General features: G+C 61.6%; 22 protein-coding genes. 15 read left to right on the top strand and 7 right to left on the bottom strand.

Annotated features, from left to right (window positions below; genetic code table 11):
• Window positions 1–224 precede the first annotated feature (224 nt).
• Window positions 225–692 (bottom strand): cyanase, encoded by a 468-nt coding sequence (gene cynS, locus ACYQ47_RS12250; protein ID WP_250511323.1) that lies wholly within the window; start codon window positions 690–692, stop codon window positions 225–227.
• A gap of 65 nt (window positions 693–757) precedes the next feature.
• Window positions 758–1,144, bottom strand: coding sequence for a MerR family transcriptional regulator (locus tag ACYQ47_RS12245; protein WP_244831630.1), 387 nt, complete (start codon window positions 1,142–1,144; stop codon window positions 758–760).
• An 87-nt stretch (window positions 1,145–1,231) separates the two neighbouring features.
• Between ACYQ47_RS12245 and ACYQ47_RS12240 the strand changes: the two genes are divergently transcribed.
• On the top strand, window positions 1,232–2,140 hold the full coding sequence (locus ACYQ47_RS12240; protein WP_459905523.1) for an alpha/beta fold hydrolase: 909 nt from the start codon (window positions 1,232–1,234) through the stop codon (window positions 2,138–2,140).
• A 103-nt stretch (window positions 2,141–2,243) separates the two neighbouring features.
• Window positions 2,244–3,023, top strand: a complete 780-nt coding sequence (locus ACYQ47_RS12235) for an IclR family transcriptional regulator (RefSeq protein ID WP_250511321.1) — start codon at window positions 2,244–2,246, stop codon at window positions 3,021–3,023.
• 2 nt (window positions 3,024–3,025) lie between these two features.
• On the opposite strand, the gene ACYQ47_RS12230 is transcribed toward ACYQ47_RS12235, so the two are convergent.
• The 4 genes from ACYQ47_RS12230 to ACYQ47_RS12215 are packed head-to-tail and all read right to left on the bottom strand — an operon-like array spanning window position 3,026 to window position 6,405.
• Complete coding sequence (locus tag ACYQ47_RS12230; RefSeq protein ID WP_310390817.1) at window positions 3,026–3,832, bottom strand: sugar phosphate isomerase/epimerase family protein; 807 nt, start codon at window positions 3,830–3,832, stop codon at window positions 3,026–3,028.
• Between the two features lie 18 nt (window positions 3,833–3,850).
• Complete coding sequence (locus ACYQ47_RS12225) at window positions 3,851–4,717, bottom strand: intradiol ring-cleavage dioxygenase (RefSeq protein WP_459905522.1); 867 nt, start codon at window positions 4,715–4,717, stop codon at window positions 3,851–3,853.
• Window positions 4,718–4,726: 9 nt separating this feature from the next.
• Entirely contained in the window at window positions 4,727–5,806 is a 1,080-nt protein-coding gene (locus tag ACYQ47_RS12220) for a maleylacetate reductase (RefSeq protein ID WP_310390815.1), read from the bottom strand.
• Window positions 5,806–6,405 (bottom strand): nuclear transport factor 2 family protein, encoded by a 600-nt coding sequence (locus tag ACYQ47_RS12215; RefSeq protein WP_250494843.1) that lies wholly within the window; start codon window positions 6,403–6,405, stop codon window positions 5,806–5,808. Before ACYQ47_RS12215 ends, ACYQ47_RS12220 begins: the two co-directional genes overlap by 1 nt.
• Window positions 6,406–6,620: 215 nt before the next feature.
• Here ACYQ47_RS12215 and ACYQ47_RS12210 point away from each other — a divergent pair, with 215 nt between their 5' ends.
• From ACYQ47_RS12210 to ACYQ47_RS12165, 10 genes are all read left to right on the top strand, one after another.
• Window positions 6,621–8,051 carry an MFS transporter gene (locus ACYQ47_RS12210; protein WP_459905521.1) on the top strand — a complete coding sequence of 477 codons (1,431 nt, stop codon included), beginning with the start codon at window positions 6,621–6,623 and terminating at the stop codon, window positions 8,049–8,051.
• Window positions 8,048–8,950, top strand: coding sequence for a shikimate dehydrogenase family protein (locus tag ACYQ47_RS12205; protein ID WP_250469600.1), 903 nt, complete (start codon window positions 8,048–8,050; stop codon window positions 8,948–8,950). The genes ACYQ47_RS12210 and ACYQ47_RS12205 overlap by 4 nt, the downstream gene beginning before the upstream one ends.
• A gap of 3 nt (window positions 8,951–8,953) precedes the next feature.
• Entirely contained in the window at window positions 8,954–9,856 is a 903-nt protein-coding gene (locus tag ACYQ47_RS12200) for an alpha/beta fold hydrolase (protein ID WP_459905520.1), read from the top strand.
• A gap of 20 nt (window positions 9,857–9,876) precedes the next feature.
• Entirely contained in the window at window positions 9,877–10,920 is a 1,044-nt protein-coding gene (locus ACYQ47_RS12195; RefSeq protein ID WP_459905519.1) for a Gfo/Idh/MocA family protein, read from the top strand.
• 57 nt (window positions 10,921–10,977) lie between these two features.
• Window positions 10,978–11,238: a DUF3072 domain-containing protein gene (locus ACYQ47_RS12190; protein ID WP_244831600.1), complete on the top strand. Its 261-nt coding sequence runs from the start codon at window positions 10,978–10,980 to the stop codon at window positions 11,236–11,238.
• Window positions 11,239–11,372: 134 nt separating this feature from the next.
• A complete protein-coding gene (locus ACYQ47_RS12185) occupies window positions 11,373–12,455 on the top strand; it encodes an ABC transporter substrate-binding protein (protein ID WP_459905518.1) in 1,083 nt (360 codons plus the stop codon).
• On the top strand, window positions 12,452–13,282 hold the full coding sequence (locus ACYQ47_RS12180) for an ABC transporter ATP-binding protein (RefSeq protein WP_310390812.1): 831 nt from the start codon (window positions 12,452–12,454) through the stop codon (window positions 13,280–13,282). The genes ACYQ47_RS12185 and ACYQ47_RS12180 overlap by 4 nt, the downstream gene beginning before the upstream one ends.
• A 109-nt stretch (window positions 13,283–13,391) precedes the next feature.
• On the top strand, window positions 13,392–14,147 hold the full coding sequence (locus ACYQ47_RS12175; protein ID WP_459905517.1) for an ABC transporter permease: 756 nt from the start codon (window positions 13,392–13,394) through the stop codon (window positions 14,145–14,147).
• Entirely contained in the window at window positions 14,140–15,018 is an 879-nt protein-coding gene (locus ACYQ47_RS12170) for a type 2 periplasmic-binding domain-containing protein (RefSeq protein ID WP_459905516.1), read from the top strand. Before ACYQ47_RS12175 ends, ACYQ47_RS12170 begins: the two co-directional genes overlap by 8 nt.
• Before the next feature lie 69 nt (window positions 15,019–15,087).
• Entirely contained in the window at window positions 15,088–15,429 is a 342-nt protein-coding gene (locus ACYQ47_RS12165; RefSeq protein WP_244831589.1) for a hypothetical protein, read from the top strand.
• A 243-nt stretch (window positions 15,430–15,672) separates the two neighbouring features.
• Here ACYQ47_RS12165 and ACYQ47_RS12160 read toward each other — a convergent pair whose 3' ends face one another.
• A complete protein-coding gene (locus ACYQ47_RS12160; protein WP_459905515.1) occupies window positions 15,673–15,951 on the bottom strand; it encodes a hypothetical protein in 279 nt (92 codons plus the stop codon).
• Window positions 15,952–16,341: 390 nt separating this feature from the next.
• Between ACYQ47_RS12160 and ACYQ47_RS12155 the strand changes: the two genes are divergently transcribed.
• Genes ACYQ47_RS12155 through ACYQ47_RS12145 form a run of 3 tightly spaced genes read left to right on the top strand, consistent with a single transcriptional unit; the run spans window position 16,342 to window position 21,080 of the window.
• The gene (locus ACYQ47_RS12155; protein WP_244831576.1) at window positions 16,342–17,352 is read left to right on the top strand and encodes a hypothetical protein; all 1,011 of its coding nucleotides are present in this window, start codon (window positions 16,342–16,344) and stop codon (window positions 17,350–17,352) included.
• Between the two features lie 10 nt (window positions 17,353–17,362).
• Window positions 17,363–17,800, top strand: coding sequence for a type 2 periplasmic-binding domain-containing protein (locus ACYQ47_RS12150; RefSeq protein WP_244831575.1), 438 nt, complete (start codon window positions 17,363–17,365; stop codon window positions 17,798–17,800).
• A 13-nt stretch (window positions 17,801–17,813) separates the two neighbouring features.
• Complete coding sequence (locus ACYQ47_RS12145) at window positions 17,814–21,080, top strand: bifunctional diguanylate cyclase/phosphodiesterase (protein ID WP_250469592.1); 3,267 nt, start codon at window positions 17,814–17,816, stop codon at window positions 21,078–21,080.
• Window positions 21,081–21,135: the final 55 nt, after the last annotated feature.

Raw genomic sequence — 21,135 nt, 5'->3', positions numbered from 1 at the left:
TGACATGGGGGATGCGCGGGCGATCTTGTGATTCGTTATGGCGCCCGGCTGCGCAAAATATACGGACGGATATAGCGCAGGTCAACGCTGGGGCAAACGCGTATGTCGCCGCGAAAGCCTTGTGCCGTCTGACTCATGGCACCGCGTTTATGGTGAGAATGGTCGCAGGGTTATGCAAGGCGCGCCGCTGTGTGCACAACGCGCCAGCGCCATGACGTGAAGGATCAGAACGGCTTGTACGGCAGGAACTTGCCGTCGAGCGTGATCACGGCGCGTGATCCGCCTTCGGGATCTTCCACCTTCTTGATGTCGATACGAAAGTTGATCGCACTGATAATTCCGTCGCCGAATTGCTCGTGGACGAGCGCCTTCAACGTCGTGCCATACACCTGCACCATTTCATAAAAGCGGTAGATGGTCGGGTCCGTCGGCACGTTGCCCGGAATGCTGCCGCGCAGGGGAATGGTCTGGAGCAGCGCGGCGGCATCGTCGCCGAGTTCGAGTTTGTCCGCGACGCTCTTTGCGGCTTGCTCCGGCAACGGGTGCTGGCCGAGAAGCGCGGCTGTCACGTAGGGCACGCTGAGGCTCGTTCCTTCCGCGAGTTCGGCGTACGTGAGTCCCTTGCGCGCCTTGGCATCGACGATATGTTCGGTCAGCGTGGAACGCGACAACTGCGAAATCTGCGATTGCATGACGACTCCTTTGCCCGGATGGCCGGTCGGTTGAACAAGCCGACAGTTGACCACGGCAAAAAAGCTCAATCCAGCGGCGGCACGACGCCTTCGTTCAAGGTTTTGAGCAGACGCGCGCGGCGCCGTTCCAGATCGGCGATCTGACGCTCTATCGACACCAGGCGTTCGCGTTGTAATGCGGTGGTCTCCGGACACGTCACCGCGCCTTCGATCAGGCGCATGCAGTCGGGAAACGCGAGGATATCGGCGAGGCTGAAGCCGGTCGCGATCATGCGCTGTATCTGCTTCACCTGAGAGATGGCCGCGTGCGGGAACACGCGATAGCCGTTGCTTGCGCGAACCGAAGTAAGCAGCCCATGCTCGTCGTAGTGGCGAATCGAACGAACGCTCGCGCCGGTTTCGCGAGATAGCTCGCCTATAGTCAGTAGCGTGTGTTCAGCGGATCGTGTCATGCAAAAAGACTAGCACTTTTTCGCTTGACCCTGACATTAGTGTGAGGCGCGACACTCAAGACTTTCGAATGAATGAGGAGTGTCATCGTGTCTTTTCGCATGGTTCGTTACCTTGTTTCCACGTTGATCGCGACGGGCGCGTTGAGCGCCGTATCGTCCGCTGCGTTCGCGGAAGAAAAAAGTTATACCGTCAATGCACCGGATGGCGTCGCGCTCGCCGTGCAGGAATCCGGCAACCCGGACGGCCCCGCCGTCGTGCTCATTCATGGACTGCTGGGCAGCCGCCTGAACTGGGATGCGCAGGTGAAAAGCGCGCGACTGAAGGGCTACCGTCTCATCACTTACGACATGCGCGGCCACGGTCGCTCAGGCAAGCCCACGAATGCCGATGCCTATACCGACGGCCGCCGCTGGGCCGACGATCTTGCAACAGTCATCGAAACGTCGCATGCAAGGAAGCCGGTGCTCGTTGGCTGGTCGCTCGGCGGCGCGGTCATCTCGAACTATCTGGCGGCCTATGGTGACGGCAAGATCGCGGGCGCCGTGTATGTGGATGGTGTGATCGAGCTTACGCCCGAGCAGATCGTGGCGCATCCCGATGTCTATCGCGACATGACATCGGCCGATCTCAAGACGCATCTCGACGGCGAGCGCACCTTCCTGAGCCTTTGCTTCGACACGCAGCCGGACAAGGTCACGTTCGAGCGCCTGCTCGCCAATGCCGCGATGGCTTCGTGGGACATGCAGGCTGCCGTTCAGTCGATGAGCGTAGCCGCCGCCGATGGTCTCGGTCAGGCGCATGTTCCGGTGCTGCTGATCTACGGCGCGCGCGATGCGCTCGTCAAGGCGCAACCGGCTATCGCGCGGGCGCGTCAGATCAACCCGAACCTCCGGAGCGTGCTGTATGCGAAGTCGGGCCATGCACCTTTCATCGAAGAGCCGAAGCGATTCGATAACGATCTTGGTGCGTTCGTCGATTCCGTATCGAATAAATGAAAAGTTCCCACTCGTGAATAAAAATCTGCACTTTACGGTGCGGATTCTTGACACGAAGCACGGCGCAGTTAAACTGTTCCTATATATGAACGAGGAGCAGCGCATGCGTCGTGAGGAAATCGAAGCCAGCAGCACGGTCAAATCGGCGGACCGCACACTCGATCTCTTCGAGTTGCTCGCGCGCTGGGGCCGCGAGATGTCGCATGCAGAGATTGCCGAGGCGCTCGACATTCCCAAGAGCAGTCTCACCAAGCTCATCCGCAATCTGACGGATCGCGGCTATCTGCGTTTCGTGCCTGAAACGAAGGGGTATCGGCTGGGCGATGCCATTTTGAAACTCGCGCAGCAGTCAAATCAGTTGCGCAGTTTGATTGCATGCGCCGAGCCGGTCCTCGGCGATATCACGCAGCAAACGGCGGAATCGTGCGCGCTCAATCAGCTCAAGGGCGAGCAGGTCGAAGTCGTTGCAACGGTCGTGAGTCAGCAGCGCCTGCAATCGCATATGCGGCTCGGCGATCTCGCCCCCTTGTATGCGGTATCGGGCGGCAAGGCAATACTCGCCTTCCTGCCCGATGTCATGCGCGCCGAATATATGCGCTCGGTGTCGTTCGAGCGCTTCACGAAGAACACCATCGGCACCAAGAAAGCCTTGCTGAACGAGTTGGAATCCGTGCGTGCAAACGGCTTCGCTCATTCGCTCGAAGAATTCACGCCGGGCATCGTGGGTCTTGGCGTGCCCATTTTGTCGTCCACCGGGTTCCCGCTCGGTTCGCTCAATCTCGCGATACCAGCCGTGCGTTACTCGCCGGAAATAGGCGAGCGGTCGATTGCAATACTGAAGGCATCCGCAGTGCGCATCCAGCGTCAATATCTCGCGGAATAGAGTTACTGCGCTTTTGCAAGAAAGCGCTTCATTCTCGACATGATCGTGCGTGCTTGCTCATCGAATGGTTGTCCGCGCAATGCGAGCGTGGGCGCTTCGACGGCGAGCGTCAGGTCGGCGGGCAGCTTAACCAGCACATCGTGCAACGGAAGTTCGCCATCGCCGGGAAGCAAACGCGCGGTGCGTGCTTCGGTTCGCCGGTCGGCCACTGCAACCGGCGAGGCACGCGGTCCATCGCAAATCTGCATGTATTCGATAAGCGCGGGGTCGATACTATCGATGTCCTCAACCTTCGCGCCCGAGCGGAAGTACTGCAAGGCATCGATCAAAAGCCGCGCGTTCGGCTGACCGCTTGCCTGGATGGTGGCGAGCGCATCGTCCAGCGTGCCGATGGCGCAATACGTGATCAGCTCCAGGCCAACCGTCATTTCGAAGCGTGCTGCCGCTTCGCACAGCGCCCGAAAGTTGCGCATGAGACGCTCGCGGTCCTGATCGAAGCCAACGGTAAGCACATGCTTCGCGCCAAGCCGATGCCCCGCTTCGAGCGCGGGCAAGAGAAGGTCTATGTTCGTGCTCTCTTGCAGCCAAATGGCTTCGATATCGAGCAGGCGAACACCCGTCGCCTCCATGCGCGCGGCGAGCTCGCGGATGAGCGCCGGATTGCCCGCGACATCGACGATGCTATCCGCAGCCGTGGGCGCCACGACGCGCAAGCCGTAATAGTCGAAGCCACCGGCGTGCGCGGCATCGACGAGTTGCAGCGGATGCGCATCCAGCATGGTGAGGTGATGCAAGGACAGTTTATGCATTGTCGTATTCGTGAGTCTTTAGCGCTTTGCGGGCAGAACAAAGGGGTAAGCAAGGAGGGCCGTGCCCGGCGTGACTTCATGTCCGGCCGGGCTCATGCTGCCTTCTATCGTGTCGAGTCGCGCGATCAGGCCATCCTTCACGCCGAACACGACATCCGAATCCAGATAGCGGTCGCCTTCAAGAAACACGTGCGTGACGATGGTTTCGAAGCCCGGCGCGCTGACCTTGAAATGCACATGTGCCGGCCGGTAAGGATGCCGCCCTTGCGCATCGAGCATCTTGCCTACAGGGCCATCGTTCGGAATCGGATAGAAGGCGGGCACGATCGAACGGAACCAGAAACGTCCATTTTCATCGGCGTGAAAACGGGCGCGCATGTCGAGCGCGGTCAGGCCCGCCTCGCGTTGTACGTCGTAGAAGCCGTGATCGTCCGCGTGCCATGTCTCGATCAGCGCGCCCGCAATCGGCTCGCCATGTTGATCCGACACACTGCCTTCCACGATCATCGCCGGCCCCTTCAATGCATGCGAAATGCTCGCGCCCAACGGAAGATCGCGCGCCTCTTCGACATAGAACGGCCCGAGCACGGTGGTCTCGGTGGCGTTGCCCGTGAAGCGATGATTGAGCGCATCGACGAGCATGGACACGCCAAGCGTATCGGAGAGGAGGATGAATTCCTGGCGCGTCTCCGAACACATTTGGCCCGTGCGCGTGAGAAAGTCGATAGCGCCGGCCCATTCCGCTTCGGTCGGTTCGATCTCTTTCACGAACGCATGCAGATGCCGGACGAGTGCCTCGCTGATTTGCCGTGTCCGTTCGTTCTCGCAACCGCTCAAGCGTTCGAGCACGGCTTGCGTGATGTTGTCTTCGTTGAAATTTCGCATCGAGTGTCCTTATTCGACCAGCGCGGGCGGTAGGCCTTTCCATGCGCGTTCGAGCATGGCGCGAAGCGGTCGGCTTTCGGGCGCGCGCGGATTTGCATAGGCGTTGCGCGTGACGAGGTCGATTGCGTGATCGATGCCCGCTTCAGGCATGCCGATCGCTTCGAGCGAACGCGGCACGCCAAGCGATGCCGCGAGATCGTGGAGACCGGTCCACGCATGCTCCGCGTTCAATGCGCGGGCAATGCGCTTCATTGCGGGCGCGGCGGCATCGGCGTTGAAAGCGGCGACATGCGCGATCATGATGGCATGGGTCTGCGCGTGCGGCAGATCGAATGCGCCGCCAAGCACATGGCAGATCTTGTGATGCAGACCCATGCCGACCGAAGCCAGACACGTGCCGCACAACCACGCGCCATATTGCGCGGCGCGTCTTGCGTCGATCGATTCGGGCGCGCGCGCCACGTCGGGTAACGCCGCCGCCAGCGACGCGATACCTTCCTCCGCCATCAGCGATGTGATCGGATTGCCGTCCATGGCATAGAGCGCCTCGACCGCATGCGCGACGGCATTGAGCCCGCTTGCCGCGCTCATAGCAACGGGAAGACTCAAGGTCAGCTCGACATCGTAGATGACGATTTCGGGCAGCACCTTGAGCGTGCGCTGTGTGCGTTTCTCGCCGTCACGCGTCTCGCCGATGATCGGCGTGACTTCGGAGCCCGCATACGTGGTAGGCAGCACGATCTGCGGCAGGTCCGTCTGCAATGCAATGGCCTTGGACAGACCGACCGCCGAGCCGCCGCCTATCGCGATCACACAGTCGGCGTGTGCGCGGTCTACGGCTTGCAAGGCGCGCGCCGTGACGTCCCAGGGCGTGTGCATGGTGGCATCGGCGAAACGGTGTGTCGATGCCGGATCGAACTGCTGCGCGATGGCATCGCCCAATGCGGCCTGTTCGCGCGTCGTCACGATGAGTGGACGCGTACAGTCGAGCCGTGCGGCTTCGGCGGCCGTCTCCGAGCGCCGGCCCGCACCGAAGATCACGCGGGCGGGCAACGCGTTATAAACGAACTCTGTTGCCACGGCGTTCATCACAGCGTGCCTGTATCGAGCCACGCACGGCCACGCGCATAAAGCGCTTCGACCACGGGACCGGTTAGTCCCGGCATGTCGCGCTTGACCTTGTAGCCGATCTTCGTCTGAATGTACGCGAGATGCCGGTAACCCTCGGGAAAGAGCCCGAGTATCTCGGGATCGAGTTCGAGCCGCACACCCGTTTCGACGGGGTCCAGACGGTCTTTCTCGTAGATAGGCTGACGCAGGCGCAAGAGCCACTTGCCGTCCACTTTCTCGTAGAAGTCATAGAAGCGCCCGGTGCAGACGACATCGCAACGATGACCTTCGACCTCGCCGCGCTGCGAGATGGTCATCTTCGTCTGCGCAATGGCACGTGTGCCTTCGAGATCGATAGCCGTGCCGCCGAGGAAGTGAAGAATACTGACGCCGCGCGCCCAGCCTTCTTGTGTCACGCGGATGAATTCCGGCCCCGTGCCTTGAAACCACGTGGCCATCATCACGCCCTCGGGATGCCAGAGCGTGGCGAAGCGTTCCCAGTCGCCCGCGTCGCGCCACACGGCCCAATTTTCGATTGCCTCGCGTATTGCCAGCCGTTCCAGCAGTGTCTCGTTCATTGTGTGACCTCGTGTTCTCATATGGAAAGTGGTTTCCATGGTGAGTGAGCGCAGGCCGTGCCGTCAAGCGTTATCTGGGCTTTGTAGGGACTATCCCTAGTTTGTTCTCATACGGGAATTGTGCGTGAAAACGCGTTGACAGTTTTCGATGTGAGTTTCTAAGATGGAACGAAAATACGGATGAGAACGCACCTACATCACCAATGGAGACATCGATGTCCAACGCAGCAGACCATGAGCCGCACGGACGGCATCAGTCGAAACTGGCGGCCGCGAGCGGCTGGATCGGTTCGGCGCTCGAGTACTACGACTTCTTCATTTACGCGCAGGCCGCGGCGCTGATCTTTCCGCAGATCTTCTTTCCGAAGGGCGATCCCAAGGTGGCGATTGCCGCGTCGCTCGCGACTTACGGCATCGGCTACGTTGCGCGTCCTATCGGCGCGGTCGTGCTCGGGCATTGGGGCGATACGCACGGTCGTAAGTCGGTCCTGCTCGTCTGCATGTTTCTGATGGGCTTCTCGACGATGGCCGTCGCGGTCCTGCCCACTTACGATCAGGTCGGCTTGTGGGCGCCCGCGTTGCTCGTCATGCTGCGGCTCGTTCAAGGCTTTGCGGTGGCGGGCGAAATCTCGGGCGCGAGTTCCATGATTCTCGAACACGCACCGTTCGGGCGGCGCGGTTATTACGGCAGCTTCGGCATGCAAGGCGTCACCGCCGGGCAATTGCTCGCGGCCGCCGTGTTCCTGCCGCTGAGTCACTTCATGCGCGAGGACGCCTTCAATTCATGGGGCTGGCGCGTGCCGTTCCTGATGAGCGCGCTCGTGTTGGTCGCCGGTTACTTCATTCGACGCAAGGTGCGCGAGACGCCCGCGTTCGCGCAGGAAGGCGAGCGTGGCGCGGTGCCGCATGCGCCCGTCAAGCTCGCGTTCAGGCATTGCTGGGACGACATGCTGCGCGTGATGTGCATGTCGATCATGAACGTCATTCCCGTGGTCACGACCATCTTCGGCGGCGCGTATGCGGTGCAGCAGGCCTATGGCATCGGCTTCAGCAAGAGCCTTTATCTGTGGATTCCGGTGCTCGGCAATGTCGCTGCCATGATCGTCATTCCTTACTGGGGACGTCTGTCGGACAGAGTGGGCAGAAGGCTGCCGATCATCGTCGGGTCGGTCGGTTCCGGGCTGCTTTCGTTTGCGTATCTCTATGCCATCAGCATTCATAGCGTGACGCTCGCCATCGTTTTGTCGATACTGATGTGGGGCCTCGTGTATCAGGGGCAAAACGCGGTGTATCCGAGCTTCTATCCCGAGCTCTTTCCAACGCGCATGCGCGTGACGTCGATGGCCATTTCGCAGAACGTAGGCGTCGCCATTTCGGCGCTGCTGCCGGCGCTGTTCACGACGGTCGCGCCGCCCGGCTCGCAAAACATCTGGCTGATCGTTGGCGGTATCACGTTCGGCATCACGGTGTTGTCCGCGTTGGCGACATACTCGGCGCGCGAGACGTATCGCATCCATATGAACGATCTTGGCCGGCGCGATGCGGTGCCGGTCCCCAAACACGAATACGAACGCCTGCGCGAAGAAGCGACGCAAGAGCGCGCCAATACGGCGAAGCCGCTAAGCGGACAGGAGCGCGGCGCATGACGGCGTTCGACACACAAGAGAAGGCAATGACGACGACATCATCCGGTTTGACCGAGGAAAGACTGAGGCTCGATGCACCCGCCGACGCGCTCACGCGCCTCTTCCATATCTTCGGCTCGCCGATTGCGCATGTGCGCGCCCCTGTCGTGTGGAGCACGTTGATGAAGCGCTACGGCATCAACGCGCTGATGCTGCCCGCCGATGTCGATAGCGCGCACTTCGATGCCGCGCTCGCCGGCACCAAGGCCATTGCGAACGTGGACGGCGTCATCTTCACCATGCCGCATAAAGTGGCCGCCATGCGTCATGCCGATACGCTCACGGAGCGCGCCGAGCGCATCGGCTCGATCAATCTGCTGCGGCGCTGCGCGGATGGCGGATGGGAAGGCGACAACGTGGATGGCGCGGGCTTCGTCGCGGGCCTGCAGGCGGATGGCGTGCGTCTGGAAGGCGCGCACGTCTATATGCATGGCTGCGGTGGAGTGGGGCGCAGTATCGGCTGGTCGGTCGGGCTGGAGAAAATCGCGAGCCTGACTATCTTCGATATCGACACCGAGCGCGCGCGCGAATTGGCCGATGCCATCGCCTCGGTCAGCGATGCGCGCATCGAAGCCGGCACGCCGGATATGCGCGGTATCGATCTCGCCATTAATGCAACGCCCGTTGGCTTGCATGCGCATGACCCATTGCCCTTCGCGCTGGATGAACTTGCACCGCACGCAGTCGTCGCCGATGTAATCATGGAACCGCGCATGACGGCTCTGTTAAAGGCGGCTCAGGCACACGGTCTGAAGGTTCATCACGGACGCAACATGATGAACTACGCGATGCCCATTTCCGCGTCCTTCTTTGGCTTGCCTGCATCGTTCGACTGGAACGGCAAGTCACTGCAAGGATGAGCCATGAATCAAGCTGCGAATGATTGGTTCGAAGGATTTTCGAAGCTGGATGTCACGGCGGGCGATGCGCACTTCAACGGTATGATTGGCGGCTCTGGCCCACCTGTGTTGTTGTTGCACGGCTATCCGCAGACGCATTTCGTCTGGCGTTATATCGCGCCTGTGCTTGCGCGCTTCTACACGGTGATTGCGCCCGACCTGCCCGGCTATGGCGCAAGTGTCACGCTCGCGCACGTACAACGCTGGACCAAGCGGCGCGTGGCGCACGCTCTCGTCGAACTCATGAGCGCACTCGGCCATGACCGCTTCGCTGTCGTCGGACACGATCGCGGCGCGCGCGCGGGTTATCGGCTGGCGCTGGATCATCCCGAGCGTGTGGCGGCGTATGCCTCGTTGACGGTGGTGCCGACCATCGACGCGTTCGCATCCGTGAATAAAGCCTTCGCCGTCAACGCTTGGCACTGGTTCTTTCTCGCGCAGCCGGCTGACTTGCCTGAACGCATGCTTGCCGCCGATCCCGACGCCTTCATTGAACGCGCGCTCGGCAAGATGGCAGGCGGCCTCGAACGCATGGATAGCGACGCACTCGATGCCTATCGCCGCGCCTTTCGCAACCCGGACGTGCGCCATGCAATGTGCGAGGACTATCGCGCGGCAGCCGATGAAGACTCGGCGCACGACAGCGCGGATCGTGCGGCGGGCCGCAAGCTCGTGTGTCCCGTCATGGTTCTCTGGAGCCTGGAAGAACGCAAAGGGCAGGCTCATACGCCAATCGAAATCTGGCGCGCATGGGCCGATGAAGTCAGCGGACGCGGCATCGGCGGCGGCCATTTGCAACCGGAAGAATCGCACGAGGAAGTCTTGCATGACCTCGTGCCGTTCCTTCGGCAACACACCTCATCGTGATAGATCAAAAGGTTGGATACATGGAGAAGATTGGAATAGCCGTTATCGGCGCGGGCGTGATTGGCCGGCGTCACGTTCAGGAGATCGCGCGTAACGAGTCGTGCAGGCTCGTGGCTATCGCCGATCCATCGCCCGGGTCGGCGAGTTATGCGGCGTCGTTGTCCGTGCCGCTTTATGCCGATTACCGCGAGTTGCTGAAGCACGAACGTATCGACGCGGCTATCGTGTGCACGCCCAATCACACCCATCTCGAAGTGGGAATCGCGTTTATCGAACGAAAAATTCCCGTGCTGATGGAAAAGCCCATTGCAGACGATCTCGAATCTGCAAACGCGCTTGCGGATGCATCCAAGGAAGCGGGCGTTGCCATGCTCGTCGGGCATCATCGGCGGCACAATCCGGTAGTGCGTGCAGCGAAGGAAGCCGTGGCAAGCGGAAAGATCGGCACGCTCGTCATGGCGAACATCATGTGCCTGTTGTACAAGCCCGATGACTACTTCAACGTGCCGTGGCGCAGACAGCCAGGCGGCGGTCCTATTCTCATCAACCTGATTCACGAGATCGACTTGCTGCGGTTCATCTGCGGCGAGATCGTGTCGGTGCAGGCGGTATCGTCGAACAAGGTGCGCGGTTTCGACGTGGAAGACTCGGCGGCCTGCACGCTGGGACTCGCGAATGGCGCGCTTGCCAACATCAGTCTCTCCGACACGACCGCGACGCCTTGGGGCTGGGACACGGCGGCGGGCGAGGACCGTGAACTCTTCGCTTATCGTCCCGTGCCCACGCATTTTTTCGCGGGCACGAACGGCGCGGTCACCATGCCGGACCTGACGATGTGGTCGTATCAAGGCGCGAAGGGACGCGACCAGCCTATTCACGATGCGCGCCTTGCCGTGCCCGAGGAGAACACGTATGCAAACCAGCTCGAACATTTCGTCGATGTCGTGAGAGGTTCGGTGCGTCCCGTCATAGACGGACACGACGCCGCACGCACGCTTGCGGCAACGCTCGCCGTGGAGGAATCGGCGCGGCTGGGGCGCCTGATCGAACTGAACGTGACCTGATGCGGCACGCTCCTTGCGCCAGACCTCTATATGTCACCACGCCAAGAGGATTGCGCCATGAACGATAAAACCATCGACGATACCAATGCACAAGCCGGCCCGTCTGACGACCCGAAATCGCACCCGACATCGAATGCCGAAAAAGACCCGAGCGATTGGGTCACGGGGGACGAAAAGATGACGGGCGCGCAGGCTTCCTATCTGAAGACGCTTTCCGAGGAAGCAAAAGAAGAGTTCGACCCGTCGCTGACGAAAGCGGACGCCTCGCTCAAGATCGAAGAATTGCAAGCGAAGACGGGGCGCGGCCAAAAGTCTTGAAGTATTCGAACGCTGCCATCTAAACAAAGCATGTTTTGTTGGTTTGCGCGTCGTGACTGCTGAGTGAGAATCGCGGAGTACGGTGCTGATCTGAATCCAGCGCCGCCTCTAACCGTGCTCTCCCAGCGGAAATCATGATGGCGTCCCTTTTGCACCGCCGGCCCCGTCGCGCCGGAAAGATTCTCGTCGCGGCTTGCGCGGCTGCCGTACTCGTTCTGCAAAGCGGCTGCAAGCCGGACACCGAAAAAGTACAGAACTCGTCGGCATTGGTAGACAAGTCGGCGACGCAGGAAATCACCTACTTCAAGTATCCCGACAACCCCGCGTTCGACCTCGTCTATCTCGCCGACAAGCTCGGCTACTTCGAGAACACGAGCACACGGCCCAAGTACGTCGGCAAAATCTCCGCACCGCAGATCATTCCGCTCGTCGGCACGGGCGAGATCGACTTCGGCACGCGCATGGTGCCGCTCGTCATCTCGGCCATTGCGAGCGGCGCGGACATCAAGGTGGTCTCGGCTGGCGGCGAGACGCTGCCCGATGCACCGCACATGAAGTATTTTTCGCGCGCCGATTCGGGTATTCGCGGACCAAAGGACTTCGAAGGCAAGACGGTGGCGTTCAACAGCTTCGGCGCATGCGCGGAGTTCGTGACGAAGAAGTACTTGTCGCAGCATGGCGTGGATGTCTCGAAGGTGAATTGGCTCGTCGTGCCCGACAATCAGTCGCAGCAGGCGCTCGTAACGAAGAACGTGGATATCGCCATCATTCACCCGCCGTTTTCCGGCGCGGCGGAAGCCGATCCGCAATTGCACAAGTTATGGAGCGATTGGGACGAAGACGGTGGCCTCGGCGGAATGGCGCCGTATAGCGTGAATGGCGCGTTTGCGCGGGCGCATCCGCAAGCGGTGAAGGACTTCGTCACGGCTATCGCGAAGGCGGGGAACTGGGTCAACGCGCACCCTGACGAAGCGCGCCAGCTTACGGCGGAGCGGTTGGGTATCGACGTGAAGCTGGTCGAGCGTTATGCCTATGTGAAGGACCTCGTCGTAACCGAGCCGCCGATCCAGTACTACATCGACATTCTCGAACAGGCCGGCAAGATCCCGAAGGGCAAGGTTGCAGTCAAGGATGTCTACACGAACGACTACAACCCGTACGCTGGCAAGTCGTCGCAAGCGAGCGCCAGCACGCATGCGCAGGGCAATCCCTCATGAGCGAGAAGATCGTCGCGCGTGGCCTCGGCCTCACATATGAAAACGAGGCGACAGGTTCGAGCCTCACGGTGCTCGATAACTTCGATCTGAGCGTGCGCGAGGGAGAGTTTCTCGCCGTGCTCGGACCGAGCGGTTGCGGCAAGTCGACGTTCCTGAGCATTCTTGCCGGCCTCGTGCCGCAGACAGCGGGCGAGATTACCGTGGATGGCGAACCTGTCAGCGCCGCGCGGCAAAAGCTTGGCGTCGTGTTTCAGGGCTACGCGCTCTTTCCGTGGCGCACGGTGCGCAAGAACGTTGAGACAGGGCTCGAGATTCGCGGCGTGAAAGCCGTGCAACGACGCAGCGAAGCCGAACGTTTCTTGCGTCTCGTCGGGCTGCTCGACTTCGCCGATCACTATCCGCATCAGCTATCGGGCGGCATGCGCCAGCGTGTGGCCATTGCGCGCGTGTTGGCTTATGGTCCCGAGATACTGTTGATGGACGAACCCTTCGGCGCGCTCGATGCGCAAACCCGCGAGTCGTTGCAGCAGGAGTTGCTCGCCATCTGGGAGCAAAGTGCAAAGACGGTCGTCTTCGTCACGCACAGCATCGACGAGGCGATTTTTCTCGCGGATCGCGTGGCCATCATGGGACGCGGGCCGGGCCGCGTGAAGGAAATTATCGATATCGACTTGCCGCGTCCGCGCGATGCCTCTTTGCGCCATTCCGCCGCTTTCATGGCGTTGCGGCAGCGTGCATGGGCAAGCCTGAGTCTGGAACTCGGCGAAGCGCTTGTTCCGTCGCGCGAGCAGCACGATGAACTGACCACGGGGGCATTCCGTGCCTGAGCAAAACACCATCCGCGAGCTGCCGGGTCTGATCGCACCGCAGACGCCGCAAACGGCACAACCGCCAAGGGTTCGCACGGCCGCGCCGCGGCGGAGCATTCGGCTTTCCATGGCCTTCGAACGATCCATCGCGCTTATCGTCTTCGTGCTGCTGTGGGAGTTGTTGCCGCGGCTCGGTGTCGTGAGCACGGCGTATCTGAGTCCGCCTTCGCAAGTGGCGGTTGCCATCGCGCATCTCGTCGATAGCGGCGAAGTGTGGAAGCACCTCAGCGCAAGCGCGCTGCGCTCGCTTAGCGGGCTCTTGCTGGCCGTTGTCGGCGGCGTGGTGTGTGGATTCGCGCTCGGGTGGTTCCGGCGCGCAGAGCGCATTGTCGATCCGCTTTATCAACTGCTGCGGCAAGTGTCCGCGTTCGCGCTCTTTCCGGTGTTCATGCTCTTTCTCGGGATCGGTGAATCGTCGAAGATCGCGATCATCGTATGGGCGGCGTTCTGGCCCGTGCTGCTCAACACCATCTCTGGTGTGAAGCAAGTCGAACGCGTGTTCATCGATTGCGCGCGTTCCATGGGTGCGGGGCAAGGCTTCATCTTCACCAAGGTCGTATTGCCCGCCGCGTTGCCCGAGATACTGACCGGTATCCGGCTCGCGGGCGCCTACAGCATCACGGCGCTCGTCGCGGCAGAGATGATCGGCGCGCGCTCGGGTCTCGGTTTCTACACGCTCAACTCTCAGGAGACGTTCCAGATTCCCGACATGTATGCGGGCATCGTGCTGCTCGCGCTGTTCGGCCTTCTGATCAACAAGAGCCTCTCACTGCTCGAACGGCGTTTGCTGCGCTGGCGTGTGGGCCTCGCACAGAATGGCTAGAGCCGGACAAGCGGCGTCGCATGAAGGCGGCTGGCGGCTGTGGATGCCGCTTGCGGCAGTCGCGTTATTCGCCGCGTTCCTGTTGTCGCTCTTGAGCGCAAGCTGGCGCAATTCACTCGCCGATGACCGGCCGTTCGCCGCCGCCTATGCACGCGGCAAGCTGATCGTCGCCGTGCCGTCCCAACCCGCGCCTATCCTGACCGTCGGCCACGTCGACCGTTCCGTGCGCGCACCCGAGGCATACTCCGCCGCGCTCGCCGAGGCACTCGGGCGCCGCGCCGGACTGCCCGTCGAACTCGTGTTAGCCGAACAAGCCGATGCGCGCCACGCCGTGCAAGACGGTCGCGCGGATGTCGCCATCGCCGGGCTGGCGTTTTCGCCGGATGCGTCCGTCGCCTTTGCGCCCGGCAACTACGCTTCCGGGCGAGGCGTTGCGCTCGTTCTTCGGCACGGCAACATTCAGGACTGGCGCGATCTCGAGGGCCGGTCGATCTGCGCGTCGCGCGAGAGTCCGTTTGCGGCGCGCGCCGCGCATCGGTATCGGGCGGCATTGCAGGGCTTCGACAGGCCGCTTGACGCATTGCTCGCGTTTCAGGCGGGAGAGTGCGCCGCGCTCGTGGACGATGAACTCGTCGTGCGCGCGCTCCTCAAGCAAGCCGACTGGTCGTACTACCGGACGCTGCCGGGCGCGGTTGCGCCCGCGCCGGCGTTCATCGCATCGCGTGGCGGCGATATCGCGAGCGCGGCGTTCATCGAACGGACGGTGAACGGGTGGCGGCGCGAGCGCTGGTTCACCACCGTGCGGCAGGATCAGGCCACTCGCCTCGCGTTCGAAATGTTCAACGCACAGAACGATTTGTATTGCCATTGAAGAGTCGACAAACAGGCGACGGTCGCCTCGTCGCGCCCGCCCAGCCTTGTAAGGAGCGGTTTTTGCTGAATGCTCGATGCCTGGATCTACCTGTCATCGATTATGAAAGCCACGATTGTTTCGCACGAGGAGCCGCATGGCTCCGCCGCCGAGATCCACCGCTTCCGCTTTCTGCTGGAAGACGGCAACGAAAAGCCACTTGAGGAAGCCATTTCACTACGTACGGCACGTGTCATCGTCGAAAATCTCGCCGATGGCAACGCGTTCATCAAGATGCTCCATGCCATTGTTTCCTCGGACCCCGCCGACTACGACGCGCTGATCGGCAAGGCGTTCCCGGATCATTTCCGCGATCAGCCCGCAGCCAACCGCCCGATGCCGGGAAAGGAGAGTGAAGGCCCGTGTCCCTGACCAGGCAAAAAATGCCACTGCCGTGCCGATTCCGGGAATTACGGGGAAATTCGTCCGTTTATCGGGACTTCGAATTTCCTGGACGTAGCTAGAATTCATTCTGTTGCCACGCTCTTCCACCCCCGGGACGAGCGATTTCCGCGCCGTGCGCTTCTCCTCGCGCACGGCGCTTTTTGTTTTTTTAGCGCCGTCAGGCCGGGTACGAAGTTGCGCGCTCGGCAGGCCCGATGCGTCTGCGTTGCCCTAATTCGACATCAACGAGCGCGCCTGCTCCAGAAGCGCGGTGGCCGCGAGAAATTCCTTGCGGCCTGCCATCGTCAGCGCGGCCATCGCGGAGTCTTTGAAAAGCTCGTCGTTCGAGATCAGCGGTGTAGTCGTTTCTATCAGTCGATGCTGCCGCAAACGAAAGAACGCGAGCGACTGGAACGCGCTCATCTTCTGGTCTTCAGGCATTCCAGAGACGACGAGTTCGGCGGCGCCAATCAGTTGGGCGAGGGCTTGTTCGTAGTCGGTGCGGTTCATCGTCATTCCCTTCGCGGATGAGTTGCATGGGGCAAGGTTAGCATCGTGCGGATGCACTCATGCCAAGCGAACGCAGTGGTGTAAGCAAACCGTTGAACCGCTTCTCCAGCAAGCCTTACCGACTGGCCTGCGGGAGATGCTGAACGAAAATTCGACATCCGCCGAATCCCTGAAAATCCCCCATTCTCAAGCGAAATCGACGCTCGAAAACGATAAAGCCGCACCCATCCGTGCCGTTAAAGGAGGCTTAACTGAGTCCATCCATCAGAAGCCTTCGTCGCTCGTCACATGATCTTTTTCGAACACCGGCTGGCTCGCATCGCACGCGTCGCGGTTCTTCTCGGAGGCGTTTTCGCCTCGATGACCGCGCGCGCCGACGATGCTCCCAAAATGTTCACGCTCAGCGGCTTCGGCACGCTCGGCATGACGCATTCGTCTCTCGATACCGCCGACTATGTGAGCAGTCCGCTCGAACCGAACGGCGCGGGTGCATCACGCAAGTACGACTTCGAGAACGATTCGAAGATCGGCCTGCAACTGAGCGCACGCCTCACGGACAAGCTCTCGGCCGTCGTGCAGGTGATCTCGCAGCACGAATACGACAACACCTTCAAGCCGCGCCTCGAATGGGCGAACGTCAAGTACGCGTTCACGCCCGACTTCAGCGTGCGCGTGGGCCGTATCGAGTTGCCCACCTTTCTGAACTCGGAATATCGCAACGTCGGTTACGCGTTTCCGTGGGTGCGTTTGCCGGTCGAGATGTACAACACGCAACCGCTCACCAATAGCGACGGCGCCGACGTTGCTTATCGCATCGCGGCGCGCGGCATCTCCAACACGGTGCGCTTCGTCTACGGCTACTCGGTCTTTCACGTGAATCCCGGCGCATTCCGCACCGAGGGCAAAAACATTCTCGCCTTCGACGATACCGTGGAGATCGGCAACTTCACGGGTCACGTCGGTTATCAGCACGCGTCGGTCAAGCTCCCATTCCTCGCTGACCAACCCGTGAACGTCTACAGCATCGCCGCCGCCTACGATCCAGGCGCGTGGTTCGTGCAGGCCGAACTTGCACGCGTGACGGTCGAGCAGGTGACGCCTGGCTATATCAGCGGCTACGTGACGGGCGGCGTGCGCTACGCGAAGGCCACGTTCTTCGCGACCTACGCGCAGTCGCACGGGCTCAACCGGCCCACCGCCATTCCCAACTACAACAACGGCCAGCGCGATGTTTCCATCGGTGCGCGCTGGGATGTCGTCAAGAATATCGACCTCAAGGTGCAGTTCGATCATGTCTGGGTGCCGTCCAATTCGACGGGCACGTTCCTCAATCAGCAGCCGGGCTATCAGTTGGGAAGCGGAAGCAATGTCTTCAGCGCCGCGCTCGACTTCGTCTTCTGAGGAGCCCGACATGCCACTCCTCAAACTCATCGGAACAGCGTCGCTCTTCGCGGCCCTTTGTATGTGCACGTCATCGGCGATGGCGGATGTCGTGGTCGTCGTATCGGCAAAAAGTCCGCTCACGTCGCTCAACGAAAGTCAGATCGCGGATATCTTCCTCGGTCGCGTGGGCGCATTCCCCTCGGGCGACGAAGCCGTGCCGCTCGACTTGCCTGACGACTCGCCCTTGCGCGCCGATTTCTATCGCGATTGCACGGGCAAGTCGGCGTCGCAATTGCGCGCGTATTGGTCGAAGCTCATCTTCACTGGCCGCGCGCAACCGCCGCGCGAGATGGCCGACGCAGCCGCGGTCAAGCGTTATCTGCAAGCGCGTCCATCCGCCATCGCCTACATCGACCGCAAGGATGTGGACGCGAGCGTGAAGGTCGTCCTCAGCCTGCGTCCGTGAAGCGCGCCCGTTCATGATCTTCAACATCGACAAGATGCGCGCGATCAAGCGGCTGATCGAACCGGACGCGGCGCGCGGGCCTTCGCACGTGCAAGGCGACAGCCAGGAAGCGCGCTTGCCGCCTTCGCTGCGCCGGGCCATGCGCCGCGCGCTCGAAGCGCACGTGATGATTCCGGTATTCGCGGTCTTTCTGCTGGCGATCATCTGGGTGATCGTGCTGCAACTCGTCCACACGCAACGCATGGCCGCCGAAATCGCCGCGAGCGAGCTCGGCCGTGAACTCGCCGATACCTACGAAGCGCAACTGGTGCGCAATCTCGCGACCATCGACCAGACGCTCAAGACCGTGCAGTTCGCGTACGAGACGAACGGCGCCGCAAGCTTCAAGCGCCTCAACGATCAGGGGCTTCTGCCGTCCGCGATCGTGTTTCGCGTCGCTATCGCCGATGCAAACGGTCAGCTCGCCGCGTCGAACCGCTCGGGCATGCCGCTCAGCGTGGCCGACGAGCCGTGGTTCATCGCGCAACGTCAGCGCCAGGACGACGCGCGCGCGCCGTACATGAGTCTCGTCGCGCCTTTTGAACACGCGGACATGCCGGAGATCATCTTCAGTCGCCGTCTTCGCGATGCATCGGGACACTTCGGCGGCGCGGTCATGCTCTCGCTCGACCCCGGTTATCTGACGAGCAACTACGACACGGCGCGCATGGGCAAGCATGGTCTGCTCGCGGTGTTGGGCGCGGACGGCGTCGTGCGTGCGCAGCAGATCGGCGATACGGTCTCGTGGGGCCAACGCTATCCCGACGCGGCATTGCGCGCGGTGCGCGATACGCCGGTCAGCAACGCGGTCGTACATGAGTGGGACAACGACGCACACCGCTATACCAGCGTGCGCGAACTGAACGGCTACGCGCTGATTGCGCTCGTCGGTCTCGACCAGGACGAACAACTCGCCGATTTTCGCAGCCGCCGGCGCGCCGACTTCATCTGGACGAGCGTGCTGAGTCTCGGCGTCATCGTGATCGCGTTCATTCTCAGTCGTTCGAGCTGGCAACTCGCTGTCAGCCGCCGACGCGAACGGCGCGCGCAACAGACTTACTACGCGGCATCCGAATCGAGCATCGACGCGTTCCTCGTGTTTCGCGACGAGCGCGGTCCGGCAGGCGAGATCGAGAAGTTCATTCTGACCGGCACCAACCGGCGCGGCGTCGAGATTCTCGGCGTGGCGCGCGAACGGTTGATCGGCAGCACGCTCGACGAAGCGTTCGTCGACGCGCGCGACGGCGGCGTCTTCGACGAGTTCGTCGAGGTGGCCGAGACGCTGCAGGTGCGCGAGCACGAATGGCAGTATCGGCGTGCGGATGGCGAGACGCTGTGGCTGCATCGGCAAGTGGTGCCGGTGGAAGACGGCGTCGTTGCCATCGTGCGCGATCTGAGCGCGCGCAAGCGGTCGGAAGCGCGCAGGCAGGAGCAGAGCCGAATCCTCGAAATGATCGCGAAGAGCGTGCCGCTCGAAGAAGTGCTCGTGCGCGTGGTGAGCGTGCTCGAAACGCAGATTCCCGGGTCGCGCTGCGCGGTGCTGCTGCGCGACGGCACGAGCAACTGGCTGCGCGTCGGCGCGGCGCCGAGCATGTCGGAGCGATACCGCGAAGTGGTCGGCCAGTCGCGTATCGACGAAGATGCGTTGTTGAGCGGCAAGGCCATTCATACGCGTCAGACGGTATGCGTGATCGACGTGGCGCGCGACGAGGCCCTGAGCCGCGAACTCGCGCGCTGCGGCCTCGCCGACGTCATGTCGTGCTGGGCCTTTCCCGTGCTCTCGCACGACGGTTCCGCGCTCGGCGTCATCACGCTGTATATGCAGGAGAAGCACTATCCGAGCGAGCCGGAATCGCAGGCGGTTGCGCTGTCGACGCGCATTGCGGGTATCGCGATTCAGCGCAGCGAGGCCGAGGAGCGCATTCGCCATATGGCGAACCACGACGCGCTCACCGGTTTGCCCAACCGCACGCTTCTAAGCGACCGTCTCAAGCAGGTGCTGTTGCAGGCGGAGCGTTATGGGCGCGGCGTGACGGTGATTTTCATCGACCTCGATAACTTCAAGCTCATCAACGATAGCCTTGGCCACCGCGCGGGTGACGATCTCCTGCGCACGGTCGCTTCGCGCATGGTGCAATCGGTGCGCAGCACGGACACGGTCGTTCGTCTGGGCGGCGACGAATTCGTGATCGTGTTGCTCGAAGACGATCAGAGCGGCGCGGGCGTCACGGCCATGGTCGAGCGCTTGCGTCAGACCATTTTGCAGCCTGCGGAATTGCAGGGACAGCATTATCAGGTGAGCTGCAGCATGGGGCTTGCGAGCTATCCGAACGATGGCCGCGACGCCGACACGCTCCTCATGAACGCCGACGCCGCGATGTATCACGCGAAGGAAATGGGCCGCAACAATTATCAGGCCTACACGGCGGACATGAATCAGAAGGTGCATGAACGCCTGCGCTATCAGGAGCAGTTGCGCCACGCGCTTGCCAACGACGAGTTCCGGCTCGTGTATCAGCCGCAGGTGGATCTGGAGACGCATCGCGTATTCGGTGTGGAGACGCTGCTGCGCTGGGAGCATCCGACCGAAGGCCTGATCTCGCCCGCGACCTTCATCCCGATTGCGGAAGAAACGGGTTTGATTCTGCCGATTGGCGACTGGGTGCTACACGCGGCCTGCCGACAAAATCAGGCGTGGCAGGACGAAGGTCTGCCGCCGGTGACGGTGGCGGTGAACGTATCGGCGCGGCAGTTTCTGCAAAAGGAACTCGTGGAACGCGTGCGGCATGCGCTCGATGAAAGCGGGCTCGATCCGCAGTATCTCGAACTCGAGATTACCGAGAGCGTCATCATGCAGGATCTCGATGGCGCCATCGCAACCATGTGCCGGTTGCAGGAAATGGGCGTGAAGCTTTCCATCGACGACTTTGGCACCGGGTATTCGAGTCTCTCGGCGCTGAAGCATTTTCCGATAGCGCGTCTGAAGATCGATCAGTCGTTCGTGCGCGAGTTGCCGGGCGGCGACGACGATCGCGCCATCGTCATGGCCGTGATTTCGCTCGGACGCCAGCTCGATCTGAACGTGATCGCCGAAGGCGTGGAGAGCGAGCAACAGCTGAAGTTCCTGCAGGAAAACGCGTGTTCGGAGATTCAAGGGTATCGATACAGCCGTCCGCTCACGCCCGATGCCTTGAAGACGCTCTTGTTGCAGCCATTCGAGTGGCCCGCCGAAGCGGCTTGAGTGCGGCGCTAACGACTTTAGTCTTGACAGTGTTCCCGGCCTACACAATCATCGT

The organism is Caballeronia sp. HLA56 (assembly GCF_054655155.1).
This window is presented reverse-complemented; position numbering and strand designations above follow the sequence as displayed.